9 protein-coding genes are annotated in these 12899 nt (G+C 43.3%); all 9 read left to right on the plus strand.

What is annotated here, in order from left to right; all coding sequences use genetic code 11:
• Nucleotides 1-42: 42 nt before the first annotated feature.
• The 9 genes from HXT32_RS01180 (at nt 43) to HXT32_RS01220 (ending at nt 12819) form a co-directional block, all read left to right on the plus strand.
• Entirely contained in the window at nt 43-2070 is a 2028-nt protein-coding gene (locus tag HXT32_RS01180; RefSeq protein WP_004109330.1) for a ribonuclease J, read from the plus strand.
• A gap of 95 nt (nt 2071-2165) precedes the next feature.
• Entirely contained in the window at nt 2166-4781 is a 2616-nt protein-coding gene (gene pepN / locus HXT32_RS01185; RefSeq protein ID WP_415693651.1) for an aminopeptidase N, read from the plus strand.
• 337 nt (nt 4782-5118) lie between these two features.
• Entirely contained in the window at nt 5119-6531 is a 1413-nt protein-coding gene (gene glmM, locus HXT32_RS01190; RefSeq protein ID WP_421777291.1) for a phosphoglucosamine mutase, read from the plus strand.
• Between the two features lie 177 nt (nt 6532-6708).
• Complete coding sequence (locus HXT32_RS01195; RefSeq protein WP_004107289.1) at nt 6709-7362, plus strand: peptide deformylase; 654 nt, start codon at nt 6709-6711, stop codon at nt 7360-7362.
• Between the two features lie 130 nt (nt 7363-7492).
• A complete protein-coding gene (locus HXT32_RS01200; protein ID WP_285089288.1) occupies nt 7493-8563 on the plus strand; it encodes a DUF6574 domain-containing protein in 1071 nt (356 codons plus the stop codon).
• A gap of 276 nt (nt 8564-8839) precedes the next feature.
• A complete protein-coding gene (locus tag HXT32_RS01205; RefSeq protein WP_422118999.1) occupies nt 8840-9442 on the plus strand; it encodes a hypothetical protein in 603 nt (200 codons plus the stop codon).
• Between the two features lie 112 nt (nt 9443-9554).
• Entirely contained in the window at nt 9555-9845 is a 291-nt protein-coding gene (locus HXT32_RS01210) for a hypothetical protein (protein ID WP_102703226.1), read from the plus strand.
• Nucleotides 9846-10054: 209 nt separating this feature from the next.
• The gene (locus HXT32_RS01215) at nt 10055-11425 is read left to right on the plus strand and encodes an ABC transporter permease (protein ID WP_119504513.1); all 1371 of its coding nucleotides are present in this window, start codon (nt 10055-10057) and stop codon (nt 11423-11425) included.
• Nucleotides 11426-11499: 74 nt separating this feature from the next.
• A complete protein-coding gene (locus HXT32_RS01220) occupies nt 11500-12819 on the plus strand; it encodes an ABC transporter permease (RefSeq protein WP_422119000.1) in 1320 nt (439 codons plus the stop codon).
• Nucleotides 12820-12899: the final 80 nt, after the last annotated feature.

A 12899-nucleotide genomic window follows, 5' to 3' on the forward strand; every position in this document is an offset into this window, starting at 1 on the left:
GTACACTAGAAAGAAGTGCGCAATATCGCAAGATGTAGTGAGATGAATATGAAAATAGAATATGATGAACGTACTGAGGAAATTCTTGCTGAAGTAGTACGCGATGCGTTGCAATCTGACGCTGATAATATGCGTTCTCTTAATAACCAAGAATCTTCTGCGTCGTCTAAGCAAATTCGACAGTCGGTGAAAAAAGTGAATAAAAAAATGTCTGCTGATACTTCAACTAAATCAGTATCTACTAAAGATGTAAAAACTGCTAAAACTAAATCAACTAAAAAAGCTAAATTCAACAAAGAAACTAAAACAGAAAATGCAAAGTCATCAACTCGTAGAACAGGAAATGTTCTTCCTCCTGTAGTTAACGATCAAAGAGAAGGTGCTCTTATTGCGCCACCAAAATATCGCAAAGGTTCAATGCGAATCGTTCCACTCGGCGGTTTGGGTGAAATCGGCCGCAATATGAACGTAATTGAATATAACGGTCATATTTTGCTTATCGATTGCGGTGTGCTGTTTCCGGAAGAAGAGCAGCCTGGCGTTGATTTGATTTTGCCTGATTTCCACTATATTCAGGATCGACTTGATAAGGTTGAAGCTTTAGTTTTGACGCACGGTCACGAAGATCATATTGGTGGTGTGCCGTATCTTCTTAAGATGCGTCCGGATATTCCGCTGATTGGTTCTAAGCTTACTTTGGCTTTTGTTGAAGCAAAGTGCCAGGAGCATCATATTGAGCCGAAACTTACTCGCGTTGAAGGCCGCGATAAGATGAAAGTAGGTCCGTTTAATCTTGAGTTTATTACGGTGACGCACTCGATTCCGGACGCGCTTGCTGTTTGTGTTAAAACGCCTGCTGGAACTTTGATTGATACTGGCGATATTAAGCTCGATCAGCTTCCTCTTGACCATCGTATTACTGATTTAGTTGAGTTTGGTCGCTTAGGTGAGCAGGGCATTGATTTGCTTATGGCTGATTCCACTAATGCTGAAGTTCCAGGATTTGTAAAGCCTGAAACTTCGATTGGTCCGGCTTTGGATCGCGCTTTTGCTGAAGCTACGCGCAAGATTATTGTTGCTAGTTTCTCAAGCCACGTGCATCGCGTGCAGCAAGTGGTTGACGCAGCTCACAAGTTTGGCAGAAAAGTTGTGTTCGTTGGCCGTTCGATGGTTCGCAATATGTCTATTGCTGCGGATTTAGGCTACTTGCATATTCCTGAAAATACTGTTGTTGACTTAAAGCAGGCCAAGGATGTTCAAGACGACAAGCTTGTGTACATGTGCACAGGTTCTCAAGGCGAGCCAATGGCAGCTCTTGGACGTATTGCTGACGGCAATCACCGAGATATTACTGTTAACGAATTCGATACTGTTATTCTTGCAAGCTCGCTTATTCCAGGAAATGAGCACGAAGTTTATAAGGTTATTAACAAGCTTGTGCAGTTGGGTGCGCGCGTAATCAACAAAGATAACGCTGCAATTCACGTGTCTGGTCATTGCAATGAAGGCGAGCTTTTGTACTTGTACAACATTGTGAAGCCAAAGTGCGCCATGCCAATTCATGGTGAGCATCGTCACTTGGTTGCAAACGGATTGATTGCAGTAAAAACTGGCGTTGATCCAAATAACGTTGTGCTTGCTGAAGACGGCGATGTTGTGGATTTGTATCATGGCAATGCTGCAGTTGTTGGTTCTGTACCATGCGGTTACGTGTATGTTGATGGTGATTCTGTTGGTGAGCTTACAGATGAAGAGCTTGAAAAGCGCAGAATTTTGGGCACGGAAGGTTTCGTATCGAGCTTTGTTGTAGTTGATACAGAGCACGCTGACGTTGTTTCTGGTCCGAAGATTTTCTTGAACGCTGTTGCTGAAGACGAGGCTGATTTTGAGAAGGTTCGTCACCAAATTGTAGAGCAGTTGCAGGATGCGATGATGCGCGGTGAGCACGATACTCATAAGTTGCAGCAGATTATGCGACGAACTTTGGGTAGTTGGGTTGCTCGCGCTTTGCGCAGGAAGCCAATGCTTGTGCCGGTAGTTGCGGATATTTCGGAAAATAATCAAGAATAATCAAAAATAAAGAAAATATTCGCAATTATTTGTAAATAGCTAAAAATAATCGTAAATATAATCAAAAATAAGAAAAAATAAGAAAGGTGCAAAATATGCCAGGAGCAAATCTGACTCGCGTAGAAGCTCAAGAGCGTTTCGACGCTATCCAAATGCCAATTCACTACGATGTTGCGCTCGATTTAGGAAAAGGCGGACGCGATTTTACTTCGCGCACGAAGATTGAGTTCGATGCTAAAGCTGGTAGCGCAAGCTTCCTCGATTTAATTGCAAACAGTGTAGAATCCGTGGTGTTAAACGGTACCGATCTTGACGTTTCTAAAGTTTTTGCAGACAGCCGAATTGAGCTTGCAAATTTGCTGGAGCATAATACCGTAGAAGTTGTAGCAAATTGCCAATATTCCAACACGGGCGAAGGCTTGCACAGAAGCGTCGATCCTTCTGACGGAAACGTGTATTTATATACTCAGTTCGAGGTACCGGATGCTCGCCGTGTTTATGCTGTATTTGATCAGCCAGATTTGAAAGCTGTTTTTGATTTTACGGTTGATGCTCCAGAAAGCTGGATTGTTACTTCCAACATGCCAGTTAAAAGCGAAACCGCGTTGGAAGGCCGCGAAACTGAAGCAGGCACTTTGGAAAATGGCGCTGTAGAAGGCATGAAGCACTGGGTATTCGAGTCAACTCCAAAAATGAGCTCTTATTTAACTGCTATTTGCGCAGGACCTTACGCGCAGTGGCACACAACTTACAACAACGAAGACGGTCGCGTAGTGCCAATGGCAATGTATTGCCGTCAGGCACTTAAAGACGCTTTTGCAAAAGACGTTGACTACTTGTTCGATATTACGAAGAAAGGTTTTGCTTTCTACGCTAAGACTTGGGGAGTGCCGTATCCGTACGCAAAGTACGATCAGATTTACGTGCCAGAATATAACGCTGGAGCTATGGAAAACATTGGTATGGTTACGATTCGCGACCAGTACGTGTTTGAATCTAAAGTTACGGATGCTTATGCTGAGCGCCGCGTTGTAACAGTTTTACATGAGCTTGCACACATGTGGTTCGGCGACTACGTAACCATGAAGTGGTGGAATGATTTGTGGCTTAACGAATCCTTCGCAGAATTCACTTCTACTCTTGCCACCGCTGAAGCAACTGAATGGCACGACGCTTGGAGCACTTTCAATTCCGGCGAAAAAAGCTGGGCGCTTAATCAAGATCAGCTCCCAACAACGCACCCAATCGTGGCTCCAATCAACGATTTGAATGACACTTCAGTCAACTTCGACGGCATCACTTACGCAAAGGGCGCTTCCGTTTTGAAGCAGCTCGTAGCGTACGTTGGTCGCGAAAAGTTCTTTGAAGGAATCCACAACTATTTGAGTAAGCATGCATACAGCAACGCAACTTTGGCTGATTTGTTGCACGAGTTAGAGCTTACAAGCGGCCGCGATTTGAAAGCTTGGAGTGCTCAGTGGCTTGAAAAAGCTGGAATTAACACGATTTCTACCGAAGTAGAAGAAGCAGGTGACGGCACTATTGCTTCCTTGCGTTTGCGTCAGAGCGCACCAGTTGAGCATCCTGTTCTGCGCGCACACCGTTTGGCTGTCGGATTCTACAATGTAGACGAAGCAACTGGCGAAATTAAGCGCACAAAGCGAATCGAACTTGACGTTGACGGCGAAGTGACGGAAGTTGTTGAAGCGTGCGGCGAAAAAATGCCAGCACTTATCCTTGTAAACGACGACGACTTGACTTACACAAAGCTACGTTTTGACGAAAAGTCGCTTGAGTTTGCTGCAGAAAACTTGTATCGTTTCAAGGATTCTTTGACTCGCTCGCTTATTTGGCTCGCATTGTGGGATATGACTCGCGACGCAGAATTCCCAGCAGAACGCTTCGTGGAACTCAGCCTTAAAGCTTTGGCAACCGAGCGTGAATCAACTACTTTCCGCTATGCTCTTGGTCAAGTGAAAGTAACTGCAAGCCACTACGTGGTTCCAGAGCGTCAAGCAGAAGTCGCAAAGCATGTTGCTCACGAATTGTGGCAGTTGGCTTTGGCAGCTTCTGCAGGTTCCGACGAGCAATTCCAACTTGTTAAGGCTTATCTTGGATATGGCGAAGTTGGAGATGCTGAGTTTGTGCGCGTAGCTAACGGATTGCTCGACGGTTCCGTGCGCTTAGAAGGTTTGGAAATCGACAACGACTTACGCTGGAGCGTTCTTATTGCGCTCGCAGGTGTGAACGCTTTGGACGAAGCTGGAATTGATGCGGAACTTCAAAAGCGCGACACGACTGAGAATCGCGAATACGCTTACCAAGCTCGTGCAGCTCGCTCAACTGCAGAAGCTAAGGATTGGGCTTTTGAACAGGCTTTGCGTAATCTCGATTTGACGAATATGCAAATGGGAGCTGTGGTTGCTGGCTTTGCAAGCACTGCTAAAGGCGATTTGGTTAAGCCTTATGTTGAGCGCTACTTTGCTGAAGTTGAGTGGATTTGGAAGAACCGCACCTTCCACATGGCTGAAGCTCTGATCGAAGGCTTGTATCCTGTGTATGCGCCGGTTGAGGAGCTGGTTAAGCACGGTGAAAAGTGGCTTGAGGCTCATGCTGATGCGGATCAGGCTTTGCGTCGCATGGTGCTCGGCAGCCTTGATTCTTCTCGCCGCACGCTTAAGGTACAGCATTACAACGCTTCCTTGCGCTAGTGCCTTAATTAATGTGGCGCGAGTTTTGCGCGACGATCTGCTTTCGCGCAGCATTGTGCGCGCGAAAGCAGGTCGTCGCGTGAGCTTGCGTGGAAAGTCCAGTGGACTTTCCACGCAAGCTCAGCAGCGAGAGCGTTAACCGCGCGCGCGTTGGCCAATTTGTGGAACATTTTCCGGAGTTTTTCCGGCTTTTGTACCACAACCATGTGCGGAGAAATTTTTTATAGCGCGTTATGTAATGTTACGAGTAAGATGGCAAACAGTGTGTGACGCGCTAGTATGCGATGTTGTTTGCTTGCGCGTAGGATGAAGTGATTTTTGTGAAAGAGGCTTTGTTATGCCAAGAATGTTTGGTACTGACGGTGTGCGTGGATTGGCGAACCGAGATTTAACAGCGCAACTTGCGTTAGATTTGGGTGATGCTGCAGTGCGCGTTTTAGGGGATAAGCACGCGCCGGTTGCATCTAGCTCTAATGAAAGCGAGACTTCCTCTCACGCTCGCCGTCGCGCGCTTATTGGCAGAGATACGCGTGTTTCTGGTGATTTTCTAGCTTCTGCTCTCGCTGCTGGCATGAGTGCTGGCGGTTTTGATGTTATTGATGCTGGAATTATCCCAACTCCTGGCGTTGCTTTCCTCACTTCCGTGCTTAACGTTGAAATGGGTGCTGTTATTTCTGCGTCGCATAATCCTATGCCAGATAACGGTATTAAATTCTTTGCGCGCGGAGGTTTTAAGCTTCCAGATAGCAAGGAAGATGAGATTGAGACTGTGCTTGGTCAAGATTGGGAGCGTCCAACTGGTGCTGGTGTAGGTCGAGTCAGCCATGATACTACTACAGCTACTAACTTGTATATTGATCATTTAGTTTCTGCTGTTGCGCCTTTAAGCAATGGTTCTACTACGCGTCCAAAGCCTCTTGCAGGCTTACGTGTTGTAGCAGATTGCGCGAATGGTGCTACTTCTGTTGTTGCTCCTGAAGCTCTTCGTCGCGCTGGTGCGGAAGTAATCGTAATTAACGCTTCTCCTGACGGCTACAATATTAACGATCACGCAGGCTCGACTCATCCTGAGCAGCTGCAAGCCATGGTTAAAGCTTCTAAGGCTGATTTAGGCGTGGCTTTTGACGGTGACGCCGACCGCTGCTTAGCTGTTGACGAGAACGGCAATATGGTTAATGGCGATCAAATTATGGGTATTCTTGCTCGCGCAAAGCAGGCTGAAGGTAAGCTGAATCACGATACGCTTGTTGTAACTGTAATGAGCAATCTTGGCTTAAAGCTTGCGCTCAAAGATATGGGCATTTCAACAGTGCAAACAAACGTCGGCGATCGCTACGTTCTTGAAGAAATGCTTAAGCATGATTATTCACTCGGCGGCGAGCAGTCTGGTCACGTTATTAATCGCGAATTTGCAACAACCGGTGACGGTACGCTTACTGCTTTGACTTTGTGCCGTGAAGTTGTTCGTTCAGGCAAGAAACTTTCGCAAATGGCTGCAGACTTCCCGCAGCTTCCGCAAGCTCTTGTAAATGTGCCAAATGTAGATAAAATGGCTTCGAAAACTAACGCAGCTGTGCTTGCAGCTGTTGAGAAAGAATCGAAGCTTCTTGGAGATACAGGTCGCGTGCTTTTGCGTCCTAGTGGCACAGAGCCGCTTGTGCGCGTTATGTGCGAGGCTGCAACTCAAACTCAGGCAGATGAGGTTTGCGCTCGTCTTGCTCAAGTTGTGGTCGATAATCTGAAGCTATAAGCTTACTTATTTTTTGCGCCTGCTATTTGCTTACATTTCAGTCGGCTCTAGCAGTGCGCAAATAATTTTGATACACTTATATCTTTAGTGCGGCTTTCAAATTCTGCTCGCAGCATATAGATTTTGTATGTTTTCGCGTTACTGTGCGCGTTACTTAAAACGGTGAAAAGGAGTCCTATGTTTACGCATCACGCAAGTGTTGATACTAAGCTCAGTCGCGCTGTTGAGCGCTTGCTTGATTCCGCTACAGAAGACGGCATTTTGCCGATTGTGCAAGCAGGTGAGCCTGTTCTTCGCCAGCGCACTGTGGCATATGACGGCCAGCTTACACGTGCTACTCTCACAAAACTTATTTCTCTTATGCACAGCACAATGCTGGAGGCTCCAGGCGTAGGTTTGGCTGCTCCACAGATTGGTCTTGGTCTTGCTATTGCTGTTATTGAAGATCATGTTCGTGATGATGAGGACGATCCTCGTGACATTGCAGAGCTTCCGTTTAGAGCTATTATTAATCCTCATTATGAGCCTATTGGTACGCAAACTCGTAGTTTTTATGAAGGTTGCTTAAGTGTTTCCGGCTATCAGGCTGTACGCCAGCGTTGGCTTGATATTCAGGCTACTTGGCAGGATGAGGACGGCAAACAACATTCCGAGCGTTTGCATGGTTGGCCTGCGCGTATTTTCCAGCACGAAACTGATCATCTTCGCGGCGAACTTTATATTGATCGTGCGGAAATGCGTTCACTTTCTACCGACGAAAATCTTGAAGATTATTGGGCAGATGAAGCAGTTCCTGTAGCTGCTGCTCGCACTCTCGGTTTTGCAATATGATTTTAAAGTTTTAAAAATTATTGCAGTGTCGTTTTGTGCATTTCAATAGTAGTAATAGAATACTCATGTGTGTTTTTGTAATTTACTACTTGAACGCGAGTATTTACTACATTGAATAAAGGAGAGACAAATGAAGGTTTGTTCTCAATGCGGTACAGCAAACAACGATTCCGCAAAGTTCTGTAAGGGTTGCGGTAATAATGTTGAATCCGCTCAACCAGTAGCTCAACCAGTAGCTCAGCCTGTACAACCTGTGTCTCAGGCTCAGCCAATGGCTCAACCAATGCAGCAGCAGCCTGTTCATATGGCTCAGCCTATGTTTGCAAATTCTCAGCCGGCTCAGCAGTTTGCGTCTCAACCGGCTCAACCGCAGCCAACTCAGCCAATGCAACCTGCGTACCAGCAGCCAGCTCAGCCAATGTTTGTTCAGCAGAATCCGCAAATGACTCACCCAACTCAACCGGCTCAACCGATGATGCAGCAGGCTCCAGCAATGCAAGGTGCTCCTCACTATACTCAGCCAATGAATCAGATTAATTCTGAACAGATGGTGGACTTCTTCCATTGGCTTCTTAGCGCAATTAAGAAGCCTTCTCAGAGTTACCATGTATCTAGCTTGTACGCTGTGCTTGTGTTTGTAATTAGTGCTCTTGTATCTGCAATCCAAACTTATTCCACGGTTCAATCTGGTGCCAACATTTTCAACTCTTTTACTAAGGTTGGCACTAACTTACTTTCGTCAATGTGGGAGCGTTCTATTTCTGCTCCACGAGTTTCCGTGCCTATTTCCGTATTCATTGCCGCTTTCTTCGCAGCAATGATTAGCGTTTACATGACATTCGTTGTGGCTTTGATTGGTGCAAAGATGTTTGGTGACCCAATGTCTGCCAGCCAGTTGCATGTTCAGTTCGCTCAGAAGATGGTTCCGATTGTAACAATTCAGATTTGCGCAGCATTGCTTGGCATTCTTACTCTTTCGACTCCGTCTGTGTTCTTGCAAATCTTTGCAGGATTCTTGACATTGCTTCTTCCATTCTCCTTCGTATCTCACGCTGAATGCACGCGTAAGATAGATCGCGAATGGTTGTGGGTTATTTACGTGTTAGTAGCTGCGATAATTCTTATTATCGTATTCTGCGTCACTATGGGAATCGTAACAAGTGCTATTTCTTCCGCAATATACGGAGCTTTATTGCACTAAAAGAATTTTGCTAATCTAATTAAATAATTCTATAAAAGCTTTTTAATAGAGTGTTTTTCGTAAAATTTGCGTCAGTTTAGCAAAATAACTTAAAAATAAAAATAACTTGGAAAAATTTTATTTCAAAAGTGCTTAGCGTATGAATAATATGCTAAGCACTTTTGTGAAATATTAGGAGTTAATATGAATTGCACTCAATGTGGAAGCCCTATAGATAGTGTCTCAACGTAGTGCTCAAATTGTGGCGCAAAAGTAGAGGATAATACACAGCAGCCAGTGGCGCAATTTAATCAGCATGAATCTCAAGTGCAGCAGTTTGCTGTAAATACGTATCAGACGCAAACTAATAACACCGTTTTGCCAAATAACGTAAATAACGTAAATAATGCGAATTTCTCAAATAACTCTGATATAGCTTCAGTAAAGATGAGCAAAAAGAATAAAATCATCCTTATCATAATTGGAGTTTTAGTGGTAGCTCTTGGTACTGCATATTATGCAATTCAGAACTATGTTTATTCTCCAGAAGCTACAATTAAACAATACGTGAACGCTCTGGAAAGCGGAAACTTTACAGAAGCAAGCAAACTTGTTGACTGGTCTCCTAACGATATTCAAGAAGGTTCTCGCATCCTTTTGACTAATGAAGTTGGCAGCAAAGCTAAAAATCATATTGAAAATCCAGTAATTACCAACATTAGCTTTGATTCCAGTGTAGTCTCCTACAGAATTAATGGGAAAGAGAATAAAATGTCGCTTCAAGTCTCTTATCCTAAAACTGAGTGGCTTATATTTAAGTCATATAAGCTGTATCCTCGTGTAAACATTATGTATTTAGATATTCCAAACAGGATTAAAAAATCAAAGTTAACGTGCTAGCAAGAAGCTAGAGAAGAAAATTACCAGTGCTGTTAAAAAGCAAATTAAGCAGTGCATTAGTGCATCAAATGGATCAGCAGTCCCTGCAAAGATTTGTGTTTTTGGCACCTCCTTGCGTAAGAAGAACTTAGGATTCTTTACATCCTACGACTATTCATATTCAGATGTTAAGAGAAGTGTTAACGGATATCCTAAACTTACATCCATTGATCCAGAAAGTGGAAGTTTCTCTACAGAAGGATTTGAAGAAACTGTAGAGTTCCGTCGTAAGGCTAGTAACGAAGACGAATGGCATGATGGTAATTCTGTAAGCAGATTCTATATCAACGAATCATTTAAAATCAAAGGCAACGACGTAAATATTAAGTTTGAGAACAATACATATCAAGAACAAGATTATTAAGGATAAGTATTAAATAAAACTCGTTGCCGCTTTGGACACTCGTGCAGCGCTCCGACCTGCCTGAGTGCTGTGTTAGTAACGAAAAGCCGACCCCGCAAAATCGTAGGGTTGGCTTTTCGTATGTCGATTATAAGTGCGTATATGCTATACTGGCATATCGTATGTTCGCATACTATATAAAGTTATTTTTCAATGAAGAAAGGTAGTCGATGACGTTTATCTCTCGTGCAATACGCTACATTCTGAGGAAACGAATAAAAACAGCGATAGTTTTCATTATTGTATTTCTTATTTCGACATTGTTATTTTCTACTTCTGCAGTTTCAAGTGCTGCAGGTAGAGAAGGAGAAAAAGTTGAAGCGCAAGCAGAGTCTAGTTTTGTGCTCGCAAATAACCCTCAAATAAACCCTGGAACTCCTAGAGGAGCTGGAACTGTAAAACCTAAAGATGTACAGGCAATTGCAAAATTAAATGGAATTGCTTCCTACGTTGTTCGACAAAATGTAACAGCGGATTTAGTTAATGCTAAAGCGGCAAGAATTCCAGGCGTTCAGGATTATGATCAAAAGCGCGAGCAGCAGTTTGGAAATGCCGTTAATATTGAAGGGACGAATGACTCTACTGGTTTAAATACTTTTAAAACAAAAGCAATAACTATGTCTAAAGGCAAGCATCTTATTGCTAATAACGTTCATGCATCACTGATTCATGAAGATCTCGCTAAAGCTAACGGATTACATGTAGGAGATACTCTTACGCTTCGCGCTAATCCTTACGATGCTGACAATATTCAACAATCAACAGCAACAGTAAAAACTCGTATTGTTGGAATTTATGCCGGAGCAAATAAGCGTCAAGTCGCAACTAGGGCGGAATTGACAGCTAATACCGTGTATACGGATTTGCAAACTACTCGCGAATTATACAAATATGAGCCTGGAAAAGAAATATATCAGGATGCAAGTTTTAGAATAAAGCGCGGCGAGGATGTGGATAATATTATGGCTCAAGCTGCGAAATTGCCTATTGATTTGCAAAACTATCAACTAACTCGTGACGATCAGTTCGTTTCTGGTTTGTTGAAAGCAGCAAAGGGAGTGCGCTCAATAATGACTGTTACAACAATTGCTGTTGTATCATTCGCTATTATTGCTTTGGCATTAGTGCTTTTGCTGTGGATGAATGAGCGACGTAATGAAATTGGTGTTTTTGTTGCAATTGGCACTGGCAAATTATCTATAGTTGGTCAATATCTTGCTGAGATTGTGCTTATTTCAATACCTTCGTTGATTGTGGGTTACCTTTTTGCAAAAGTTATAGCTCCGTTGATGGCTAATGTTGCTCTTGGCTCTGTGCAATCATCAGCGGCCCGTGAATTGAGTAATATGGGTCAAGCTGGTGGAAATCTTGAATCAACTTTGGCAACAAAAACTTTGGAAACACTTAGCGTACAAGTAGACGCTCAGTGTTTTGTCGGAGTTTCTACAATTGTTGGTGCAGTAATCGTTATTGCAGTTGTGTTGTCTTATTTGCCAATTATATGCAAATCTCCTCGTGAGCTCCTCGGATTGCAAAAGTAAAACTATGCTGTTTGGCGGCATAGTTTTCATAATTCGTCGTATGAAAGTTATTTGAAAAGTTAGTGAGTAACATTATGAATGGTGAAGTAATTTCTTTATGTGCTCGAGCGAAACTTGCAATATTGCGCAAACCTCGACGTAACGCAATAATTGTGCTGATTATGACTCTTGTTTTAAGTGCGCTAGTTTCACAAGCTGGTATCAGTGCTTCTGTTGAGGGTGCTAGGGATCGTATTCAATCCAGTATTGGTTTAGGTTTTACTGTACGAGCAAAAACTCGAGGTGAAACTCTTCCAGAGCAAAGTAATACAAATTCTAATTCTGTTGCTACGTCTAATTCTCCAATTCCACAAGATTTGGCCGCGAATGAAGGAATTGACTCTAGTCAAATTCGTAAATTTGCTGCGATTTCGGGCGTAAAAACTGTAGTGGAAGAGCGCGATGTTTTAGCTGTGCCTGTTGGAAAGCAACTTGTGCTTCCTGCGCAGGGTCCAAGACTAGACGATGATGTTTTGGCTCATGCTGCTGGAATTACTGGCACAACAGATTCTCGATTGTCTCAGGGTTTTCAAGAGGGATTATACCGTTTAGAGCAGGGTGAGCATATTACTAATCGTTCTTCTGGTAGAGCAATAGTGCATCGTGATTTTGCTAAGAAGAATAATCTTAAGATTGGTTCTACTATAATTCTTAAGCAGGGGTTTAATGTAAAAGTTCGTGTTGTTGGCATTTTTGCCGGCAAATTGCAAACTAAAGGAGCACTTCCTTCGGATACTTCAGAAAATCGCATATTTACTGACTTAAGTTCGGCGTTGTCTTTGGCTGGCTCTTCTAAGCGAGGTGTTTTGCGCTGTGTTGTCGAGCGTTCTGATTTATTAGCTAGTGCAATACGGGAGACTAAAAGTATTGCTGGCAAGTGGGCGGATGTAGAGCAGAATGCTTCGCAATTGTCTGATGTAATAAGCTCGGTTAACTCTGTGCAACAACTTGTGCGAATGATTTTTGTGGCACTAAGTTTTGTTGGTATTTTAGTGCTTGGACTTGTATTAGTGTTCTGGGTTAGAGGACGTATGCACGAGATTGGCGTACTTATGTCTATTGGATTATCTAGAGCAATAATAGTTAGTCAATTGCTTGTTGAAATAACGATACTCAACATTGTGTCATTCGTCATTTCGCTAGGCTTCGGTGCTGCTTTTTCTGGCGTTATTGGTTCTGCGATTTTGCATAGTGCTGATTCGTCATTTATTGCGGATGGTATGCCAGTATTGCCATTGTTGCAAACTCTTGCTGCTTTTGTTATTGGTTTGCTTATTTCAATAGTCGCATTACTTGTTGCAGTGCTGCCAATATTAATAAAGAAGCCTCGGCAAATACTAAGTGCTATGAGTTAGCAGAAATATAGTTGCGTATGTGAATTTTCTACTAAAAACACAATCACAAACAGCGCAATCGTATAAATGAAACAAATCTT

The organism is Gardnerella sp. DNF00747, assembly GCF_049262675.1.
In the GTDB taxonomy this organism is placed as follows: domain Bacteria; phylum Actinomycetota; class Actinomycetes; order Actinomycetales; family Bifidobacteriaceae; genus Bifidobacterium; species Bifidobacterium swidsinskii.

Bases quoted from the DNA above. Each gene is read 5' to 3' on its own strand.
- pepN (WP_415693651.1), top strand. From the start codon at position 2,166: ATGCCAGGAGCAAATCTGACTCGCGTAGAAGCTCAAGAGCGTTTCGAC.
- HXT32_RS01220 (WP_422119000.1), top strand. From the start codon at position 11,500: ATGAATGGTGAAGTAATTTCTTTATGTGCTCGAGCGAAACTTGCAATA.
- HXT32_RS01215 (WP_119504513.1), top strand. From the start codon at position 10,055: ATGACGTTTATCTCTCGTGCAATACGCTACATTCTGAGGAAACGAATA.
- HXT32_RS01180 (WP_004109330.1), top strand. From the start codon at position 43: ATGAATATGAAAATAGAATATGATGAACGTACTGAGGAAATTCTTGCT.
- HXT32_RS01195 (WP_004107289.1), top strand. From the start codon at position 6,709: ATGTTTACGCATCACGCAAGTGTTGATACTAAGCTCAGTCGCGCTGTT.
- HXT32_RS01200 (WP_285089288.1), top strand. From the start codon at position 7,493: ATGAAGGTTTGTTCTCAATGCGGTACAGCAAACAACGATTCCGCAAAG.
- glmM (WP_421777291.1), top strand. From the start codon at position 5,119: ATGCCAAGAATGTTTGGTACTGACGGTGTGCGTGGATTGGCGAACCGA.